Genomic DNA, 20493 nt, shown 5'->3' with positions numbered 1-20493 from the left:
ATACACCGCTTCGCGAGCAGGCTCGCTCCCACAGGGATCGCATTCCAGACAAGGTGCAAGCATGTCCACAACACGACTGACCATGGCCCAGGCCCTGGTGAAATTCCTCGATAACCAGTACGTCGAGGTCGACGGCGTCCAGAGCAAGTTCGTTGCCGGGGTCTTTACCATTTTCGGTCACGGCAATGTGCTGGGCCTGGGCCAGGCGCTGGAACAGGACAGCGGCGACCTGGTGGTTCATCAGGGCCGCAACGAACAGGGCATGGCCCACGCCGCTATCGGTTTCGCCAAGCAGCATCTGCGCCGCAAGATCTACGCCTGCACCTCTTCGGTCGGCCCCGGCGCGGCGAACATGTTGACGGCGGCGGCCACCGCGACGGCCAATCGCATTCCGCTGCTGCTGTTGCCCGGCGATGTCTACGCCAGCCGCCAACCGGACCCGGTGCTGCAACAGATCGAGCAGTTCCACGACCTGAGCATCAGCACCAACGATGCGTTCAAGGCGGTGAGCAAATACTGGGACCGGATCAACCGTCCCGAGCAATTGATGAGCGCCGCGATCCAGGCCATGCGCGTGCTCACCGATCCGGCCGAAACCGGCGCGGTGACCCTGGCGCTGCCTCAAGATGTGCAAGGCGAAGCCTATGACTACCCGGATTATTTCCTGGCCAGGCGCGTGCATCGCATCGACCGCCGTCCGGCCACCGCGGCGATGCTTGGCGATGCCCTGGCCCTGCTCAAGGGCAAGCGCCGGCCACTGATCATCTGTGGCGGCGGGGTGAAGTACGCCGGCGCCAACGCCGCACTGCAAGCCTTTGCCGAACGCTTCGACATCCCCTTTGCCGAGACCCAGGCCGGCAAGAGCGCCGTGGTGTCCAGTCATCCGCTGAACGTCGGCGGTGTTGGCGAAACCGGTTGCCTGGCGGCGAACCTGCTGGCCAAGGAAGCGGATCTGATCATCGGCATCGGTACGCGCTACAGCGATTTCACCACCGGCTCCAAATGGCTGTTCCAGCATCCGGAGGTGCAATTTCTCAACCTCAATGTCAGCCCATGCGACGCGCTGAAACTCGACGGCGTGCAATTGCTGGCCGATGCGCGGGCGGGGCTGGAAGCGCTGTCCGCGGCCATGGGGGATTACCGTGCCGAATGGGGCGGGCGGATCGCTGACGCCAAGGGGCAACTGGAGGCCGAGGTGGACAGGGTCTACCAGGCCGATTATCAGGCCGAGGATTTCGTCCCGGAAATCAACGACGGGATGGACCCGGCGGTGTTCCGCGAATTCATCGAACTCACCGGCTCCTGTCTGACCCAGAGTCGGGTGCTGGGCACACTCAACGAAACCCTCGCCGATGACGCAATCATCGTCGCCGCCGCCGGCAGCCTGCCCGGAGACTTGCAGCGCAGCTGGCGCAGCAAGGGCGTGAACACCTACCACCTCGAATACGGTTATTCCTGCATGGGGTACGAGGTGAATGCGGCGCTGGGCGTGAAGCTCGCCGAGCCTGACAAAGAGGTGTACGCCCTGGTGGGTGACGGTTCTTACATGATGCTGCATTCGGAGCTGGCGACCTCGATCCAGGAGCGGCGCAAGATCAACGTGGTGCTGCTGGACAACATGACCTTCGGCTGCATCAACAATTTGCAGATGGGGAACGGGATGGACAGCTTCGGCACCGAGTTCCGCTTCCGCAACCCGGACACCGGCAAGCTCGACGGCGGCTTCGTGCCGGTGGATTTCGCCATGAGCGCGGCAGCCTACGGTTGCAAGACCTACAAGGTGAAAACCCTCGACGAGCTGCAGGCGGCCCTGGCCGATGCACGGCTGCAAACGGTCTCGACCCTGATCGACATCAAGGTCCTGCCCAAGACCATGATCCACGGCTACCTGTCCTGGTGGCGGGTCGGTGTGGCGCAAGTCTCCACCAGCGCCCGGACCAACGCCGTCGCCAAGGCCCTTAATGAACGACTGGCCCAGGCTCGTCAGTACTGATTTGCCCCAACCCTACATAAGGAGTTCTACATGTCTTTGAAGCTGGGCGTCATCGGCACCGGGGCCATCGGCCAGGACCATATCCGTCGTTGCAGCCAGACCTTGCTCAACAGCCAGGTGGTGGCGGTGACCGACATCAACCTGGCCCAGGCGGCGAAAGTCGTGGCCGACCTGAACCTGACCGCCGAGGTCTATCCCGATGGGCACGCATTGATCAAGGCGCCGGAAGTCGAGGCGATCCTCGTCACGTCCTGGGGGCCGAGTCATGAGGAGTTCGTGCTGGCGGCGATCGCCGCCGGAAAGCCGGTGTTCTGTGAAAAGCCCCTGGCTGTCACGGCGGAGGGCTGCCGCCGGATCGTCGAGGCCGAGGTGACCCACGGCAAGCGATTGGTGCAGGTCGGTTTCATGCGCCCCTACGATGAGGGTTATCGCGCGCTCAAGGCGGTGATTGACAGCGGCCAGATCGGTGAGCCCCTGATGCTCCACTGTGCCCATCGCAACCCCAGCGTGGGCGAGAACTACAAGACCGACATGGCGATCACCGACACCCTGATCCATGAGTTGGATGTGTTGCGCTGGCTGCTGGCCGACGACTACGTGTCGGTGCAGGTGGTATTCCCGCGCAAGACCAGCAAGGCCCTGGCCCACCTGCGCGATCCCCAGATCGTCCTGCTGGAAACCGCCAAGGGCACGCGCATCGACGTGGAAGTGTTCGTCAACTGCCAGTACGGTTATGACATCCAGTGCGAAGTGGTGGGGGAGACCGGTATCGCCAAGTTGCCGGAACCGTCCCAGGTTCAACTGCGCAGCGGCGCCAAGCTGTCCAATGCGATCCTGATGGACTGGAAGGATCGCTTCATCGCCGCCTATGACGTCGAGTTGCAGGCCTTTATCGACGGCGTGCGCGCCGGGCAGGTGGGCGGCCCTTCGGCGTGGGATGGTTTCGCGGCGGCGGTGGCGGCGGATGCCTGCATCGAGGCGCAGGGCAGTGGGCAGATCGTCAAGGTGGAGTTGCCCGAGCGCCCGCGTTTCTACGGCTGATGGTGGTTCCTGTGGGAGCCGAGCTTGCTCGCGATGGCGCCGGATCAGACGACATCAATGTTGACTGAACTACCGCCATCGCGAGCAAGCTCGGCTCCCACAAGGACCGCCTCGACTCAACGATCTACAAGGAGCTTTCATGCGAATCGGACTGGTGGGCTACGGCAAAGGCGGACGGTTCTTTCATGCGCCGCTGATCAGCAGTTTGCCGGGCGCGACGTTCGTGGGCGTGGTGACCCGGTCCGCCGAGCGTCGCCAGCAGCTGGCGACCGAGCATCCCGATGTCCAGGCTTTCGACACGCTGGAGCAACTGGTGGCGGCCGGCGTCGACGCGGTGGTGGTTTCCACGCCCCTGGACGGTCGTCCGGCCGTGGTGATGGAGGCCATCGAGCGGGGTGTGGCGGTGGTCAGCGACAAACCATTCGCCCTTGACGCCGCGCAGGCCGAGGCGATGGTATCGGCTGCCGAGCGACGCAACGTGCCGCTGTGCGTGTACCAGAACCGGCGCTGGGACTCGGACTTCCTGACCGTGCGCAAATTGTTGGCGTCCGGGGTCCTGGGGCAAGTGCTGCGGTTCGAGTCCAGTGTCGAGCGTTATTCGCCGACGTCGGTTGGCAAAGGCAGTGGTGGCGGGTTCCTGCGTGACCTGGGCAGTCATCTGGTGGACCAGGCGTTGCAACTGTTCGGGCCGGTGGTGCGGATCTACGCCGAACTGGACTACCGGCAACCAGGCCAGGTTTTCGACAATGGTTTCTTCATGTCCCTGACCCATGCCGACGGTGTGGTGTCGCACTTGAGTGGCAACTGCCTGCAGAACGCACCGCGCCCCCGGTTCCGGGTCAGCGGCAGCGGCGGTTGTTATACCGTCGAGGGCCTGGACGGGCAGGAAGCCCAGGCCCTGGCCGGCCTGAGCCCGGCGACAGAGGGCGAGCGCTGGGGAACCGAAGAGCATCGACGCTGGGGCTGGTTCGAGCACGGCACCGAGCGTGAGCGGGTGACGTCGGAGCGGGGGTGCTGGATCGAGTTCTACCAGGGCCTGCAAACCGCACTTCAAGGAGATGGCCCGCTGCCAGTCCAGCCCCGTGATGCACTGGCGACCACTCGAATTCTGGACGCTGCCCGGCAGAGCGCGGAGCGCCATGAAGTGGTGGTGTTGGCCGCGCCCATCGGTCACGGAATAAAAAACGAATAAAATTCTAAAATCTGTTGATGTGGAAAATATTTTCTAATAAAGTCTTTTCCAGGTTACCGACATCCTGTTCCCGCTTGTGCAACGGCTTCTTAAACAAGCGGCGGACTCAACAAAAACAAGAAACACAGCCAGGTACCGTCGATGAAAACCTTCAGCCGCTCTGCGTTTCATCCGTCACGTCTGCTGCGCTTGTCCGCAGTCCTTCCCCTGTTCGAATCCCTGTGCATCCAGCGCAATGGCGCTGTGGTGTGTTGCATGCCCGGCGCGCCCATCGTGCGTTTGCCCCGTTCCTGAAGTTCCGACACGCCTTATCCATAAAACCAACAAGAATGTGGAGAAAGACCGTTCATGAAGACCAAGACCCGTATCGCCTCGTTGGCCCTGTCGTTGATGTTTGCCAGCGGCGCTGCCCTGGCGGACCTGAAGATCGGGGTCAGCATGTCGCAGTTCGACGACACCTGGCTGACTTACCTGCGTGAATCCATGGACAAGAAAGCCAAGTCCATGCCGGATGGCGTCAGCCTGCAGTTCGAAGACGCACGCAGTGATGTGGTCAAGCAACTGAGCCAGGTTGAAAGTTTCATCAGTCAGAAGGTCGATGCGATCATCGTCAACCCGGTGGACACCGCCGCGACCCAGCGCATCACCAAGTCCGCCGTGGCCGCCGGCATTCCGCTGGTCTACGTCAACCGTCGTCCCGATGACCTTAAACTGCCGGCCGGCGTGGTGACCGTTGCCTCGGACGACCTGGAAGCCGGTCGGATGCAGATGCAATACCTGGCCGACAAAATGGGTGGCAAGGGCGACATCGTGATCCTGCTGGGAGACCTGGCCAACAACTCCACCACCAACCGTACCAAGGGCGTCAAGGAAGTGCTCGCCAAATACCCGAACATCAAGATCGAACAGGAACAGACCGGCACCTGGTCCAGGGACAAGGGCATGACCCTGGTCAACGATTGGCTGACCCAGGGGCGTGAGTTCAACGCCGTGGTGGCGAACAACGACGAGATGGCCATCGGCGCGTCCATGGCGCTCAAGGGTGCGGGCAAGGAGAAGGGCAGCGTACTGATTGCCGGGGTCGACGGTACGCCGGATGGCCTGAACGCCGTGAAGAAGGGCGACATGGCGGTCTCGGTGTTCCAGGACGCCAAGGGGCAGGCCGACGGCTCGATCGACACGGCCGTGAAAATGATCAAGAAACAGCCGGTGGAGCAGGCCGTGTGGGTGCCATATCGCCTGATCACGCCGGAAAACGTCGACCAGTTCAAGTAACGCTCCACGCACCACCGGTCCGACCACCAACAATAAGCAGGCAAGGACGCCACGCCGACCTTGCCGAGGGAGTACCTGACCATGTTTGCCTCAGCGATAGCTTCGAGCGCCCCGGCAATGGCCGTTCAGCCGGGCGTACTACCTGACGAACCGTATCTGCTGGAAGTCGTCAATGTCAGCAAGGGATTTCCCGGTGTGGTGGCCCTGTCCGACGTGCAGTTGCGGGTACGTCCCGGCTCCGTCCTGGCCCTGATGGGCGAAAACGGCGCGGGCAAATCCACTCTGATGAAGATCATTGCCGGCATCTACCAGCCGGACGCCGGTGAGCTGCGCCTGCGGGGCAAGCCGGTCACATTCGACACCCCCCTGGCGGCGTTGCAGGCCGGCATTGCGATGATCCATCAGGAACTGAACCTGATGCCCCACATGAGCATCGCCGAAAACATCTGGATCGGTCGCGAGCAGCTCAATGGCCTGCACATGATCGACCACGGGGAGATGCACCGTTGCACCGCCAGGTTGCTGGAGCGCCTGCGGATCAACCTCGACCCCGAGGAACAGGTGGGCAACCTGAGCATTGCCGAGCGGCAGATGGTGGAAATCGCCAAGGCGGTGTCCTACGACTCCGACATCCTGATCATGGACGAACCGACATCGGCCATCACAGAAACGGAAGTCGCCCACCTGTTCTCGATCATTGCCGACCTCAAGGCCCAGGGTAAGGGGATCATCTACATCACCCATAAAATGAACGAAGTGTTCGCCATCGCCGATGAAGTGGCGGTGTTCCGCGACGGTAGCTACATCGGCCTGCAACGGGCCGACAGCATGGACGGCGACAGTCTGATCTCGATGATGGTCGGACGCGAACTGAGCCAGCTGTTTCCGGAACGGGACAAACCCATTGGCGAGCGGGTGTTGTCGGTACGCGACCTGAGCCTGGATGGCATCTTCAAGGGCGTCTCCTTCGATCTGCACGCCGGGGAGATCCTCGGTATCGCCGGGTTGATGGGCTCGGGACGGACCAACGTGGCCGAGGCGATCTTCGGCGTCACGCCCAGTACCGGCGGCGAGATTTTGCTGGACGGCCAACCGGTGCGCATCAGCGATCCGCACATGGCCATCGAGAAGGGTTTCGCCTTGCTGACCGAGGATCGCAAGCTCAGTGGGCTGTTCCCGTGCCTGTCGGTGCTGGAAAACATGGAAATGGCCGTGCTGCCCCATTACGTCGGCAACGGCTTCATCCAGCAGAAAGCCTTGCGCGCCTTGTGCGAAGACATGTGCAAAAAGCTGCGGGTCAAGACCCCATCCCTAGAGCAGTGCATCGACACCTTGTCCGGCGGCAATCAACAGAAGGCGCTGCTGGCCCGCTGGCTGATGACCAACCCGCGCATCCTGATCCTCGACGAGCCGACCCGTGGCATCGATGTTGGCGCCAAGGCCGAGATCTACCGGCTCATTGCCTACCTCGCCAGCGAGGGCATGGCGGTGATCATGATTTCCTCCGAACTGCCGGAAGTGCTGGGCATGAGCGACCGGGTCCTGGTGATGCACGAAGGTGACCTGATGGGGACCCTCGACCGGAGCGAAGCGACCCAGGAGCGGGTCATGCAACTGGCCTCCGGCCTGGCCTGACGCGCCCGTTCAAAAAATAAAGTCGAGCAACATTGTGGCGAGGGGATTTATCGAAACGTCGCACCGCCCCGTTTTCGGGCCGCTACATCTCCCGGCAGAGAGCACTCCTCGCCAAAGAACAAAAAAAGGTGAATGGCTATGAACGCAATACTGGAGAACAAACCCACGGCCGCTCCGGCCAGGACGCGCCGGCGGTTGCCGACGGAACTGAGTATCTTCCTGGTGCTGATCGGCATTGGCCTGGTGTTCGAGTTGTTCGGCTGGATCATGCGCGACCAGAGTTTCCTGATGAACTCCCAGCGCCTGGTCCTGATGATCCTGCAAGTGTCGATCATCGGCCTGCTGGCCATCGGCGTGACCCAGGTCATCATCACCACCGGTATCGACCTGTCGTCCGGTTCCGTGCTGGCGTTGTCGGCCATGATCGCTGCCAGCCTGGCCCAGACCTCGGACTTTGCCCGTGCCGTATTTCCTTCCCTTACCGATCTACCGGTATGGGTGCCCGTGGTGGCGGGGCTGGGCGTGGGGCTGCTCGCCGGGGCGATCAACGGCAGCATCATCGCCATCACCGGCATTCCGCCCTTTATTGCCACGCTCGGCATGATGGTGTCGGCCCGGGGCCTGGCGCGTTACTACACCGAAGGCCAGCCGGTGAGCATGTTGTCGGATTCCTACACCGCCATCGGTCATGGCGCCATGCCGGTGATCATCTTCCTGGTGGTGGCAGTGATATTCCATATTGCCCTGCGCTACACCAAGTACGGCAAATACACTTATGCCATCGGCGGCAATATGCAGGCGGCGCGTACCTCGGGGATCAACGTCAAGCGGCATCTGGTCATCGTCTACAGCATCGCCGGGTTGCTGGCGGGCCTCGCCGGGGTGGTGGCCTCGGCGCGGGCCGCGACCGGGCAGGCCGGCATGGGCATGTCCTATGAGCTGGATGCGATTGCCGCGGCGGTGATCGGCGGTACCAGCCTGGCTGGTGGAGTAGGGCGTATCACCGGCACGGTGATCGGGGCGCTGATCCTCGGCGTCATGGCCAGCGGCTTCACGTTCGTCGGTGTCGATGCCTACATCCAGGACATCATCAAGGGGCTGATCATTGTGGTCGCGGTGGTCATCGACCAATACCGCAACAAGCGCAAGCTCAAGCGTTAACGATCGCCCTGCTGCGACAAAGCGCCACGCCTGACCCGCGTGGCGTTGCCATTTGTCTTCTTAATACAGCCATCACACCGAATTTCTTGTTATAAACGCACTCCGATGATCGCCAGAAGCCTGTCAGAGAACATTTGAAGGGGTTGTCGGACATTTTCCCATGTTTTCGGTTGCTGAGGCCTCGACTCGGCCTTAGACTGCCGCCCCTCGTAAATTGAGTGCCGGGTGGCGCTTGGAATAGACGGCGCCTTCCTGACGAGCGTGGCAGCTGCGCTGCGGGACGCTCCATAATTCGCCTTAATGCACGTTTTTTTATAGAGATATCAATGACAAAGGAAAAGTTGCTGGCCATGCCGGCGGATGACTACATGAACGCCGAGCAGCTGGCTTTCTTCACCAAGCTGTTGCAGAACATGAAAGTCGAAACCCACGAGCGCATCGAACAGAACCGAATCGCCATTGAAAGCCTGGATTCCCCGGCTGACCCGGCCGACGCTGCTTCCGTAGAAGAAGAGCGTACCTGGCTAGTCAACGCCATCGACCGTGACCAGCGCATGCTGCCCCAGCTGGAGCAGGCTCTGGACCGCATCAACGACGAAAGCTTCGGCTGGTGCGACGACAGCGGCGAGCCGATCGGCCTCAAGCGCCTGCTGATCAGCCCGACCACCAAGTACTGCATCGAAGCCCAGGAACGTCACGAGCAGATCGACAAGCACCAGCGTCAGGCCTGATCCGTTACTTTTCGCCATATCGAAGGCTGCGCAGACCTTGTGGCGAGGGAGCTTGCTCCCGCCGGGCCGCCTAGCGGCCCATAGAATTACCCGATCCCGTTGATCTGCTGCAAGAACGCGACTAATGGACCATGGATAATGGCTCTGTAGTGGCGTTTAATGCTGGCATAACAACGAGAAGTGTGGTGACGAACATGGCGACAGACGGATCTCTGGCGGCGGTGCCTGCCTCGGTATCGGCTACGAAAAGCACGGCGCGCTGGCTGACGCCGACCTTGCAGAGTCTTGCCCTGACCTTGCTGCTATGCGGCATGGTGCTGGGAGGCTGGTCGCTGTACCTGGGTCTGCCCCTGGCGATGCTGATCGTCTGGTTGCCGCGCCTGCGCTCGCGCCTGGTCACCGCGTCCCAGCCTTCGTCGAATACCGGCTCACTGGCCGAGCTGACCCGGGACCTGTCCTACACCACCAGTCATAACGCGTTGTCGGCCGCCGGTGTCGCCTATTCGGTCAGGCAACTGGCCGGCAAGGTCCAGTCACAACTCGACGCGGCAGCGCAGATCGTCAGCAATGCCGAGACGATGATCGCCACCGAACAGGCCACTTCCCAACTCAGCCAGCAAGCCCTGGGCGCTGCCAGCGAGGCCCATCGCAGCAGCGTTGCCGGACGCAGCGAGCTGGTGGAGTCCATCAGCCGCATGCACCAACTCAGCCAGCGGGCAAACGACAGTCGCGAGTTGATCGAGGCCTTGAGCGTGCGCAGCGACGAGATCCAGCGGGTCAGTCTGGTGATTCAGTCGATTGCCAGCCAGACCAACCTGCTGGCGCTGAACGCGGCCATCGAAGCGGCGCGGGCCGGCGAGCATGGGCGAGGGTTCGCCGTGGTGGCCGATGAAGTCCGTGGCCTGGCGGGCCGCACGGCTGCGGCGACCGGCGAGGTCGGGGTCATGGTGGCGGACATCCAACAGCGCACCGCCCAGGTGGTCGAGCAGATCCGCCAGTTGGCCGCCGATCTGGACGGCGGTGTGCAGCAGGTCGAGCATACAGGCCAGCACCTGGAGAACATTGCCCGGCTCGCCGCCGGTGTCGAAACCCAGGTCAGTGCCATCGCCCAGGGCACCGACACCAATCGCGAACAACTCGACAGCCTGTTCCACGCCATCGAGCAGATGCGCAGCGACCTGTCCATCAGCGACCAGCAAACCCAACGCCTGGCCGAAGCGGCCGTGCAGATGGAAGGCCAGGCTGAAACCATCAGCGAGCGCCTGGCCGAGGTGGGGCTCGACGATTATCACCAGCGGGTCTACGACCTGGCGCGTGAAGGCGCTAGCCAGATCGCCGCGCAATTCGAGGCGGATATCGATCAGGGGCGTATCAGCCTGGAGGATCTGTTCGATCGTAACTACCAGGCCATCCCCAATACCCATCCCGCCAAGTTCCAGACCCGTTTCGACCGTTATACCGACCAGGTCCTGCCGGCCATCCAGGAACCTTTGCTCGCCCGGCACGAAGGCTTGGTGTTTGCGATTGCCTGCACCCAGCAGGGGTATGTGCCGACCCACAACAAAATTTTCAGCCAGCCGTTGACCGGGGATCCTGCCGTCGACACGCTGAACAACCGGACCAAGCGCAAGTTCTCCGATCGTACCGGGATTCGATGCGGCAGCCATCAGCAGCCGGTGCTGTTGCAGACCTACACCCGCGACACGGGCGAGCTGATGCATGACCTGTCCGTGCCCATCATGCTCAAGGGCCGCCACTGGGGTGGGTTGCGGTTGGGCTATAAGCCCGAGAAGCCGCGATAGGCTATCCATTTGGATAGAGCAGGCTCACCGCTGATCGCGAGCAGGCTCGCTCCCACAGGGGATTTGTGGTGTTCGCGGATCTTGCGGCCACCGAAGGCCACTGTGGGAGCGAGCCTGCTCGCGATAGCGGTGGGGCAGTCAGCAAAGTATCGACTGATGCACCGCGTTCGTGAGCAAGCCCGCTCCCACAAAGCAAATGCTGTTGACCCGCTATTTGCCGTCGTGCAGGCGCACGTTCAGTTGATCCACCAACACCGCTTCTTCGCCATCGGCGAGCAACCATTCCCGTAGCAGGTCCTTCTGCTGATCCGACCAGAAATCGGCTTCCACCAGTTTTGTCTCCGGGTCCAGGGGGTGTGCCACGATGAAGTTGTCGATGGCTTTTTCGTCCGAGGGCAGGCCCAGTTGATCGAACAGGGTCTTGAGTTCGTGGGAAGGTTGTTCCATGGGGTTCTCCTTTGGGCATGCGCCATCATGGCGCTTGGTTGCGTCCCTTTATCTGAGGCAAGCGCGCGTCAGGAGTTCGATTATTGCTGTGTTCCGGCACTTCGCTCGAGATGCCTGGCCAGGTAACAGGCTTCGTTATGATCAGTGCGGAAACCTCTTACACGTCCAGTCGATGTTTCTTCAATATGGAAAAAACACTTACCGGCCAGGACGACCCGATAACGTGGTTGAATCAGCGAGACCGGCAGGTAGTCGATACCGTCAAAGGCGTCATGGGGATTGACCATGCGAGGTGTGACGGGGTGGATCAAGGTTGTGAAAGTGCCCATGTGAATTCCTTTTCTATGGTTTACCGACGAATTGCCGGGTATTTCAAGTAGTCTCCGCACCTCCGGCTGCTCTAGAATCGGCAGCGCTGAGTGGACGGTTGCGCCTATCTAAAGCAATTTTTTTTAGGCTCGATGTCAGAAAAATGCTTTTTTAAGTGAGAATTTTCCCTAAAGTTAGTAGTCCCACCTTTTCCGATGCTCAGAGTGGCTATTTCCTTCAGCTTCTGACGACCTCCCGGGAAAGACGGCGAGAGTGACAATCCTTTAGTCTTCTCTCGTCCTGGGGCAGGGCGCGCCGTTCACTTCGAATTTCAGTTACAGGTCCATTGCGACATTACAGTCGGCACGGGTTCTCGTGGTCCGTCCTTTCTGCGGAACGGGCCGTTTTCAAAGATGGGGATGTTTCCTTGGCAGTAAGTAATCTCGACACGCATGCGTTATTTGTACTGGGTGACCTTCGGGCAAAGCTGGTCAAACTGTTCCAGTCACGTTTCGTCTACATCACCGAGCAGACCGCCGAAGGTATTTACGTCGCCGAAATCGACACCGAATCGGCCCTTGTGGTCGATGACAAACCCCGACTCGAGCTCAAAGTGGGTGACCATTTTCGTGCAGCGGTATTGCCGAGTCGCGAGGGGGGCAAGTTCGAGATCAGGTTTCGCGAAATCAAACTGACGGTCTATGGCCTTGGGGAGTACGCGTTTGTCACGACCCCGGGCGGCCAGGCCATCCTGTTCAAGGAAGGCCACAGTGTGGTGACCGTGTATGCGGCGAACGAACAGTTGCAAGAAGGTCTGACCAAGACCCTCAAGGCAGTCACCGCCAAAGCCGCGAAGTGGCGCAAGGGCGAACTGGTGACCTTCAAGGCCAGCGAGTGATACCCAGGGGCGGCGACCGTTTTGCTGGAACCTCGGCTACAGTCAGTTGACTGAATGATTCGGGGGCTTGCGTTCGGTTACGCAGGACCGTTCAGCTATTGCTGTCTGGTATGAGGTACATCGCATGAAACGAGTTCGACAGTGGCTGGTTGCCTGGGCCACCTGTGCTGTGTTTGCTTCGTCATTTCCGGCATCGGCTGCTTCGACACCGATCCACTTCGCCGATCTGAACTGGGAAAGCGGCAGCCTGATCACCGATATCCTGCGGATCATCGTCGAAAAAGGCTACGGCTTGAAAACCGACACCTTGCCGGGCACCACCATCACCCTGGAAACCGCGCTGGCCAACAACGACATTCAGGTCATCGGCGAAGAGTGGGCCGGTCGCAGTCCGGTGTGGGTCAAGGCCGAAGCCGAGGGCAAGGTGGTCGCCCTGGGCGATACGGTCAAGGGTGCGACGGAAGGTTGGTGGGTGCCGGAATACGTGATCAAGGGCGATCCCGCCAAGGGAATCAAGCCCCTGGCGCCGGACCTGCGCAGCGTCAGCGACCTGGCGCGCTACAAGCAGGTATTCAAGGACCCGGAAAGTCCCGACAAGGGACGCTTCCTCAACAGCCCCATCGGCTGGACATCCGAGGTGGTCAACAAGCAGAAGCTCAAGGCGTATGGCCTGACCGACAGCTACGTGAATTTCCGCAGCGGCTCCGGGGCGGCGCTGGACGCGGAAATTACCTCGTCGATCCGCCGGGGCAAACCGATCCTGTTCTACTACTGGTCGCCCACGCCGCTGCTCGGGCGATTCAAGCTGGTGCAGTTGCAAGAGCCGCCCTTCGATGCCGAGGCCTGGAAGACCCTGACCGACGCCGATAATCCCAATCCCAGGCCGACTCGCTCCCTGGCTTCGAAGCTGTCGATTGGCGTCTCGGCGCCGTTCCAGAAACAGTATCCGGAGATTGCCGAGTTCTTCAGCAAGGTCGACCTGCCCATCGATCCGCTGAACAAGGCCCTGGCCGAGATGAGCGAAAAGCGCACGCCGCCCCGTGAGGCTGCCGAGGCGTTCCTCAAGGCCCATCCCCAGGTGTGGCAGGCCTGGCTGCCCAGCGAGGTGGCGGAAAAGGTGTCTGCCGGTCTGTAGCGTCGAGTGCCGGCGTTTGAACACTTGATCCCGGGCAATGAGTCATCCGCCGGAAACGGGCAATCTGCGCCCGTCCTGCGAAATGCCAAATTCGAGCTAGGATGAGTGTTCAACCTTTTCCAGGAGGCTGGCGAATGACGCTTTTATTGGCACGGACGCTGGTCGCGGTATTGGCGGCCATCAGTTTGATTCATGTGTACTGGGCCCTGGGCGGACGCTGGGCGGCCCAGGCGGTAGTGCCGCAGGTTCCGGTGGAGCGGGGGGAGGTGCTGCGCCCGGCATTTGAGCCTTCTGGCTGGTTGACCCTGTTGGTGGCCCTGGCGCTGCTGTTCATCGCTTTGCTGGTATGTCTGCGAGGCGGCCTGTTGGCGCCGCCTGTCACCCACCGAGCGCTGCAATGGCTCATCAGTGCGATTGCCTTGCTGATGTTCGCCCGGGCCATCGGCGAGTCGAACCTGGTGGGCTTCTTCAAGGAGTTCAAGGAATCGACCTTCGCCCGGCTCGACACCTGGGTCTATTCGCCGTTGTGCGTCCTGCTGGGCGCCGGCTTGCTGGCGGTGGCCTGGGTCTGAAACACAACATCACTGTTGTGCCCAGGAGATTTTGTGGGAGCAAAGCTTGCTCGCGATTGCGGTAAGTCAGTCAGCCACGATGTTGACGGGTCTGTCGCTATCGCGAGCAAGCTTTGCTCCTACAGGTTTGCACCGTCTGCTCCTTCACTGACGCCGGCTACTCACTTCCGCCGGCACATCATCCCCAGCCATGCGCTTGCGAAATAACGCCGCCCGGGCCAGCAGCAGGGTGGTCACCGGCACGGTGATGGACAGCAGGATCGGTATCAGCCAGGCATGCAGCACCGGCCCGGACTTGAGCGCCGAGAAATAAATGATCGAGGCCAGCGCCACGCACCAGGCCCCCAGCGTCGAGGCCAGGGCCGGTGGGTGCATGCGCTGGAAATAATCCTTCAACCGCACCAGGCCGATGGCCCCGGCCAGGGCGAACAGGCTGCCGAGCACCAGCAGGATCGCCACCGGGATCTCCACCCACATCGACAAATGCCCGGTCATTCGATCACCTCGCCACGCAGCAAGAACTTGGCCAGGGCAAACGAGCCGACAAAGCCGAACAGGGCGATCAGCAGCGCCGCTTCGAAGTAGGTGTCACTGGCGTAACGGATACCCAGCACCAGCATCATCAGCATCGCAACGATGTACAGGTAGTCCAGGGCCAGGACCCGGTCTTGCGCCGACGGCCCCTTGAACAGGCGCAACAGGGTCAGCACCATCGCCACGGAAAACAGGAACAGACTCAGCAGAATCGCATTGGACAGCAACGGACTCATTCGAAAATCTCCATCAGGGGCCGCTCGTAGGTGGCCTTGAAATGCGCGATGAACGACGCTTCGTCTTCCAGATCGAACACATGCATCAGCAGGATACGGCGATCCAACGCCAGTTCCGACCAGACCGTTCCGGGAATAACCGTGGTGATCATCGACAACGCCGCCAGCCCATTGGCATCGTGCAGGTCCAGCGGCACCTTGACGAACCGCGAGCGCGGCGGTCGTCGCCCGGCGTTCAGAACGCCCCAGGCCACCGCCAGGTTGGACACCAGCACATCGCGCCCCACCAACAGGAACAGCCGCAGCACCACCCAGGGGCGGCGGATACGAATGGGGCGTGGCCGCAGCGGGCGCATCATCAGCGGTGCCAGGAAGCCCAGCACCGCCCCCAGCAGCAGGTGCCCGGCGCTGAGGGACAAGTTCAACAGCAGCCACAGCGCCCAGAGTGCCAGGGACAGCCATGGCGCGGGAAACAGGCGTTTCATGGCTGCACCTCCGGCACGGCACCGAGGGCATCGGGGCCGGGGACGTTACGGGTGCCGAGCACCGACATCACGTAGTGTTCCGGTGTGTTCAGCGCGTTGGCGGCGTCCTGGGTGTAGCGCAGCAGGGGTTCGGCCTTGAATGTCAAGGCGATGCCCAGACCGAGCAGCGCAATGATCGGCAGGCATTCGAAAGGCCGCAGCAGGGGCGAGGGTCGCTCCTGCGGGGTCCAGAAGCGCTGGATGCCCAGGCGCGAGAACGCAATCAACGAGGCCAGCCCGGACAGGATCAACAACGCCAGCAGGCCCCAGGCCTGAGACGACACCGGCTGGCCGGCGTCGACTCCGAGCCCCTGGGGGTTGAGCAAGGCGTTCAACAGCCCCAGTTTGCCGATGAATCCCGACAGCGGCGGCATGCCGACGATCAACAGCGCACAGGCAATGAAACTCAGGCCGAGGAAGGCCATGGTCCAGGGAATCACTTGCCCGACCACGGCTTTCTGCTCATCGTCGAGGTTGGTGCCCTTGGGCGGTTGCAGGGACTCCAGCGGTCGCGGCAAAGCATCGAGGTCGTCCTCCAGCGACAGCTCATTGGCCGAACGCGAGCGTTCGATCAACTCGGCCAGCAGGAAGAGCGCGCACAGCGCCAGGGTCGAACTCACCAGATAGAAAAGCGCGGCGCCCACCAGGTTCGGCTGGGCGAAACCGATGGCCGACAACAGGATGCCGGCCGATACCAGGATGCTCAGGCTGGCCATGCGTTCCAGACGCTGGGCCGCCAGAATGGCGATGGCGGCGCAGACGATGGTCGCCATGCCGCCGTAGATCAGCCAGTCGCCGCCGAAATACGCTGACGCACCGGCCTGGCCGGAGAACAGCAAGGTCCACAAGCGCAATATCGTGTAGATGCCCACCTTGGTCATGATCGCGAACAGCGCTGCCACGGGCGCACTGGCGGCGCTATAGGCGGGCACCAGCCAGAAGTTCAGTGGCCACATGCCGGCCTTGGCCAGGAACGCCACCGCGAGGATCGCCGCCCCTGCATGCAGCAGGCCGCGGTCGGCTTCCGGCACCAAAGGCACTTTCAGCGCCAGGTCGGCCATGTTCAAGGTGCCGGTGACGCCATAGATCAGCGCCGCGCCGATCAGGAACAGCGACGAGGCCAGCAGGTTGATCGAGATGTAGTGCAAGCCCGACGACACCCGTGCCCGGCCCGAGCCATGCAACAGCAAGCCGTAGGAGGCGGCCAGCAATACCTCGAAAAACACGAACAGGTTGAACAGATCCCCGGTGAGGAAGGCGCCATAGAGACCCATCAGTTGGATCTGGAACAAGGCATGGAAGCTGGCCCCCGCGCCGTGCCAGCGGGCCATGGCGAACAGCAAGGCGCTGACGCCGATGATGCCGGTCAACACCAACATCAGCGCCGAAAGGCGGTCCACCACCAGGACGATGCCGAACGGTGCCTGCCAGTTGCCCGGCAGGTACACGCCGATGGAGGCGGGCAGGGCCTGGTCCTGGGTCCAGTACAACAGCAGCACCGCGATGCCCAGGCCCAGCAGGCTGGAGAACAGATTGATCCGTGCTTTAAGCGCGCGGTGCTTTTCCCCCAGCATCAGCATCAACGCGGCGGTGAGCAGCGGCAGGAGGATGGGCGCGGCGATCAGATGAGGCGTCAGCATCATTCCCGGGGCTCCCGGCCGTCCACATGGTCGGTGCCGGTCAGGCCCCGGGAGGCCAGCAATACCACCAGGAACAAGGCGGTCATGGCGAAGCTGATGACGATGGCGGTCAGCACCAGGGCCTGGGGCAACGGGTCGGTGTAGTGCAGCAGGTCCTGGGTCACGCCGTCCTTGATGATCGGCTCCTTGCCGATGAACAGGCTGCCCATGCTGAAGATGAACAGGTTGACGCCGTAGGACAGCAGGCACAGGCCCATGACCACCTGGAAGGTCCGCGGCCGCAGCACCAGCCAGACACCGGAGGCGGCCAGGACGCCGATTGCGATAGCGATGACTTCTTCCATCAGATCGTGGCTCCTTTGAGAGGCGCGGCTTTGGACTGCTGGGCCGGCTTGTGGGCCCGCACCGACTGGTGCGCCAGCGCGGTGAGGATCAGCAACGTCGAGCCGACCACTACGGCATATACGCCGATGTCGAAGAACAGGGCGCTGGCCAGGTGCATGTCACCCAGCAGCGGCAATTTCAAATGCCAGGTGTGCGTGGTGAGGAACGGATAGCCCACGGCCATCGCCCCCAGGCCCGTCGCCGTTGCGAACAACAACCCGGTGCCCATCCAGCGCAGCGGGCGCAGGCTCATTTGCGCCTCGACCCACTGGGTGCCGGCCACCATGTACTGCAGGATGAACGCCACCGACATCACCAGCCCGGCCACGAAACCGCCACCCGGTTGGTTGTGGCCGCGCATGAACAAATAGAACGACACCACCAGGGCAATCGGCAGCAGCAGGCGCACCAGCACCGAGGGCACCATCATGAAGCCCAATGCGGTATCGCTGGCATGTCGCGGGTTGACCAGGTCGGTGACCACGTCCGGCGCCAGCAGGCGCTGCTGCGCCGGCAACTGCATGCTTTCCTTCGGCGGCCGGAAACGTCGGAGCAGGGCAAACACGGCCAGGGCCACCGCCACCAGCACGGTGATTTCCCCCAGGGTGTCGAAGCCACGGAAATCCACCAGCATCACGTTCACCACGTTGCTGCCGCCGCCTTCGGGCAGGGCCCGGCTGAGGTAGAACGAAGAAATGTCGTTGGGCGTCTGGCGCGTCAGCATCGCATAGGACAACAGCGCCATGCCGCCACCCACGGCGAAGGACAGCAGCAAGTCCCGCAGACGACGAATACGCGCGCGCCGTTCGCTGTTGGGCCGGGGCGATGCGTCCTCGATCCGCCGTGGCAGCCAGCGCAGGCCCAGCAGGATCAGCACCGTGGTCACCACTTCCACCACGAGTTGCGTCAAGGCCAGGTCGGGGGCGGAGAACCAGACGAAGGTCACGCAGGTCATCAGGCCGCAGACGCTGACCATGGTCAGGGCCGCGAGACGGTGATACTTGGCCTGCCACGCCGCGCCCAGGGCGCAGGCAATGGCCAGCAGCCAGAGGATGACGAAGACGATGGAGCCGGGGATCTTCGGCCGGTCGCCCCAGGCCAGAGAACTGTGCAGCATCGGGATCAGCCCGGCCAGCACCGCAACCAGCACCAGCAGGAACAACTGGGCCTGGAGGCGTCGGGTACTGATGAGTCGTTCCAATCGTCGGCCGAGGCGCATCATCAGCACCAGGCTGCGCTCGAACAGGCGCTTGCCGCTGAACCGGCCAATGAACGGCGTATGGTTGATCTGCCCGCGCTTGAATTGCTTGCGCAGCAGCAGGTACAGCACGACGCCACCGGACATCGCCACCAGGCTCATGATCATCGGTGCATTGAGGCCATGCCAGATCGCCAGGCTGTATTCGGGCAGGCTGCCGCCCACCACCGGCAGCGCGGCCGCCGCCAGCAAGGAGCCGACCACCTGGGCCGGGAAGATCCCCACCAGCAGACAGGTGAACACCAGCAACTCCACCGGCGCGCGCATCCAGCGCGGCGGTTCGTGGGGGGTATGGGGCAGGTCGGTGGCCGTGGGGCCGAAGAACACATCCACCGTGAAGCGCAGGGAGTAGGCGACGCTGAAGGTCCCGGCGATGGTGGCGATGATCGGCAGCGCCAGCTCGACCCAGGCCGTGGCGGAAATAAACACTGTTTCGGCGAAGAACATTTCCTTGGACAGGAAACCGTTGAGCAGCGGCACCCCGGCCATCGCCGCGCTGGCGACCATTGCCAGCGTCGCGGTGAAGGGAATCAGCCGCACCAGGCCGCTGAGCTTGCGAATGTCCCGAGTGCCGCTTTCGTGGTCGATGATCCCGGCTGCCATGAACAGCGAGGCCTTGAAGGTGGCGTGGTTGAGAATGTGAAACACCGCCGCCACGGCCGCCAGCGGGCTGTTCAGGCCCAGCAGCAGGGTGATCAATCCCAGGTGGCTGATGGTGGAATAGGCCAGCAACCCCTTGAGGTCATTCTGGAACATCGCGCAGTAGGCACCCAGCAACAGCGTACAGGCCCCCGCACCGCCTACGATGTAGAACCACTGTTCACTGCCCGACAGCGACGGCCACAACCGTGCCAGCAGGAACACCCCGGCCTTGACCATGGTCGCCGAGTGCAGGTAGGCCGAGACCGGGGTGGGCGCGGCCATGGCGTGGGGCAGCCAGAAATGGAACGGGAACTGAGCACTTTTGCTCAGGGCACCGATCAGGATCAGCGGCAGCAGGATGGGGTAGAGGGCATGGGCCCGGATCAGGTCACCCGCTGCCAGGACCTTGTCCAGTTCATAGCTGCCCACCACATGGCCGAGCAGCAGCACCCCGGCCAACAGGCACAGCCCGCCGGCCCCGGTCACCATCAGCGCCATGTAGGCGCCGCGCCGGGCATCGGCGCGGTGATGCCAGTAGCCGATCAGCAGGAACGAGAACAGGCTGGTCAGTTCCCAGAAAAACACCATCTGGATCAGGTTGCCGGAAATCACCAGCCCGAGCATGGCGCCCATGAATGCCAGGAAGAACGCGAAGAAGCGCGGCACCGGATCTTCCGGTGACATGTAATAGCGGGCGTACAACGACACCAACGTACCGATGCCCAGCACCAGCAACGAAAACAGCCAAGCAAACCCGTCCAGCCGCAGCACGAAGTTCAGGCCCAGGCTCGGCAGCCAGAGATACTCTTCACGGATCACGCCGCCGTCGACGATCTGTGGGTAGAGCAAGGCCACTTGAATGGTGCCGACCAAGGCGACGAGGCCTGCCAGCAACGATTCGGCGTTACGGGCGTTATGCGGCAGCAGCGCCGCGACACAGCTGCCGATGAAGGGTAAAAGCAATAGAACTATCAGTGACATAGGCTTCTATTCGGCGGGAGGTAGTGAGGGATCATACGTGGCGTGTCCCGGATCACCAACCGCGAGGGTGTCGCAGAATCCTACAAGATAGGTGGAGTTTTCC

Annotated in this window: 20 protein-coding genes; 12 read left to right on the top strand and 8 right to left on the bottom strand. The window is 62.2% G+C overall.

All coding sequences use genetic code 11. The features are described from left to right. The first annotated feature begins 61 nt into the window (after positions 1-61). From iolD to CGA22_RS22075, 9 genes are all read left to right on the top strand, one after another. The gene (gene iolD / locus CGA22_RS22115; protein WP_041022143.1) at positions 62-1993 is read left to right on the top strand and encodes a 3D-(3,5/4)-trihydroxycyclohexane-1,2-dione acylhydrolase (decyclizing); all 1932 of its coding nucleotides are present in this window, start codon (positions 62-64) and stop codon (positions 1991-1993) included. Positions 1994-2023: 30 nt separating this feature from the next. Continuing rightward, positions 2024-3034 carry a Gfo/Idh/MocA family protein gene (locus tag CGA22_RS22110; protein WP_041022142.1) on the top strand — a complete coding sequence of 337 codons (1011 nt, stop codon included), beginning with the start codon at positions 2024-2026 and terminating at the stop codon, positions 3032-3034. Positions 3035-3173: 139 nt separating this feature from the next. Then, entirely contained in the window at positions 3174-4226 is a 1053-nt protein-coding gene (locus tag CGA22_RS22105; RefSeq protein ID WP_041022141.1) for a Gfo/Idh/MocA family oxidoreductase, read from the top strand. A 141-nt stretch (positions 4227-4367) separates the two neighbouring features. Then, the gene (locus CGA22_RS22100) at positions 4368-4520 is read left to right on the top strand and encodes a hypothetical protein (protein ID WP_177329245.1); all 153 of its coding nucleotides are present in this window, start codon (positions 4368-4370) and stop codon (positions 4518-4520) included. 54 nt (positions 4521-4574) lie between these two features. Further along, positions 4575-5501 (top strand): sugar ABC transporter substrate-binding protein, encoded by a 927-nt coding sequence (locus tag CGA22_RS22095; RefSeq protein ID WP_041022140.1) that lies wholly within the window; start codon positions 4575-4577, stop codon positions 5499-5501. Between the two features lie 81 nt (positions 5502-5582). Beyond that, positions 5583-7136: a sugar ABC transporter ATP-binding protein gene (locus CGA22_RS22090; protein WP_188258703.1), complete on the top strand. Its 1554-nt coding sequence runs from the start codon at positions 5583-5585 to the stop codon at positions 7134-7136. A 138-nt stretch (positions 7137-7274) separates the two neighbouring features. Continuing rightward, the gene (locus CGA22_RS22085; RefSeq protein WP_041022139.1) at positions 7275-8297 is read left to right on the top strand and encodes an ABC transporter permease; all 1023 of its coding nucleotides are present in this window, start codon (positions 7275-7277) and stop codon (positions 8295-8297) included. Positions 8298-8623: 326 nt separating this feature from the next. Then, complete coding sequence (locus tag CGA22_RS22080; protein ID WP_024780047.1) at positions 8624-9028, top strand: TraR/DksA family transcriptional regulator; 405 nt, start codon at positions 8624-8626, stop codon at positions 9026-9028. Positions 9029-9159: 131 nt separating this feature from the next. Next, positions 9160-10830, top strand: a complete 1671-nt coding sequence (locus CGA22_RS22075; RefSeq protein ID WP_370444492.1) for a methyl-accepting chemotaxis protein — start codon at positions 9160-9162, stop codon at positions 10828-10830. Between the two features lie 210 nt (positions 10831-11040). Here the strand turns inward: CGA22_RS22075 and CGA22_RS22070 are convergent, their stop codons facing one another. Continuing rightward, positions 11041-11277 (bottom strand): DUF2789 family protein, encoded by a 237-nt coding sequence (locus CGA22_RS22070; protein ID WP_041022137.1) that lies wholly within the window; start codon positions 11275-11277, stop codon positions 11041-11043. A gap of 80 nt (positions 11278-11357) precedes the next feature. Then, positions 11358-11564 (bottom strand): hypothetical protein, encoded by a 207-nt coding sequence (locus tag CGA22_RS22065; RefSeq protein WP_084213746.1) that lies wholly within the window; start codon positions 11562-11564, stop codon positions 11358-11360. A gap of 449 nt (positions 11565-12013) precedes the next feature. Between CGA22_RS22065 and CGA22_RS22060 the strand changes: the two genes are divergently transcribed. The 3 genes from CGA22_RS22060 (at position 12014) to CGA22_RS22050 (ending at position 14191) form a co-directional block, all read left to right on the top strand. Continuing rightward, positions 12014-12484: a hypothetical protein gene (locus tag CGA22_RS22060; protein ID WP_041022135.1), complete on the top strand. Its 471-nt coding sequence runs from the start codon at positions 12014-12016 to the stop codon at positions 12482-12484. A gap of 124 nt (positions 12485-12608) precedes the next feature. Then, positions 12609-13619 (top strand): ABC transporter substrate-binding protein, encoded by a 1011-nt coding sequence (locus CGA22_RS22055; RefSeq protein ID WP_041022134.1) that lies wholly within the window; start codon positions 12609-12611, stop codon positions 13617-13619. Positions 13620-13753: 134 nt separating this feature from the next. After that, positions 13754-14191: a DUF3995 domain-containing protein gene (locus CGA22_RS22050; RefSeq protein ID WP_041022133.1), complete on the top strand. Its 438-nt coding sequence runs from the start codon at positions 13754-13756 to the stop codon at positions 14189-14191. A 144-nt stretch (positions 14192-14335) separates the two neighbouring features. Here the strand turns inward: CGA22_RS22050 and CGA22_RS22045 are convergent, their stop codons facing one another. Genes CGA22_RS22045 through CGA22_RS22020 form a run of 6 tightly spaced genes read right to left on the bottom strand, consistent with a single transcriptional unit; the run spans position 14336 to position 20390 of the window. Then, entirely contained in the window at positions 14336-14686 is a 351-nt protein-coding gene (locus CGA22_RS22045) for a Na+/H+ antiporter subunit G (protein WP_041022132.1), read from the bottom strand. Then, a complete protein-coding gene (locus CGA22_RS22040) occupies positions 14683-14961 on the bottom strand; it encodes a K+/H+ antiporter subunit F (RefSeq protein ID WP_041022131.1) in 279 nt (92 codons plus the stop codon). Before CGA22_RS22040 ends, CGA22_RS22045 begins: the two co-directional genes overlap by 4 nt. Further along, positions 14958-15446 (bottom strand): Na+/H+ antiporter subunit E, encoded by a 489-nt coding sequence (locus CGA22_RS22035; RefSeq protein ID WP_041022130.1) that lies wholly within the window; start codon positions 15444-15446, stop codon positions 14958-14960. The genes CGA22_RS22040 and CGA22_RS22035 overlap by 4 nt, the downstream gene beginning before the upstream one ends. Continuing rightward, entirely contained in the window at positions 15443-17128 is a 1686-nt protein-coding gene (locus tag CGA22_RS22030; RefSeq protein ID WP_041022129.1) for a monovalent cation/H+ antiporter subunit D, read from the bottom strand. Before CGA22_RS22030 ends, CGA22_RS22035 begins: the two co-directional genes overlap by 4 nt. After that, positions 17125-17469, bottom strand: coding sequence for a Na+/H+ antiporter subunit C (locus CGA22_RS22025; protein WP_041022128.1), 345 nt, complete (start codon positions 17467-17469; stop codon positions 17125-17127). Before CGA22_RS22025 ends, CGA22_RS22030 begins: the two co-directional genes overlap by 4 nt. Further along, on the bottom strand, positions 17469-20390 hold the full coding sequence (locus tag CGA22_RS22020; protein WP_041022127.1) for a monovalent cation/H+ antiporter subunit A: 2922 nt from the start codon (positions 20388-20390) through the stop codon (positions 17469-17471). Before CGA22_RS22020 ends, CGA22_RS22025 begins: the two co-directional genes overlap by 1 nt. Between the last annotated feature and the right edge of the window lie 103 nt (positions 20391-20493).

Source organism: Pseudomonas sp. PSB18, assembly GCF_014596565.1.
Classification (GTDB): Bacteria; Pseudomonadota; Gammaproteobacteria; order Pseudomonadales; family Pseudomonadaceae; genus Aquipseudomonas.
Note: the sequence above shows the minus strand (reverse complement) of the source record. Positions and strands in the feature narration are given on the sequence as shown.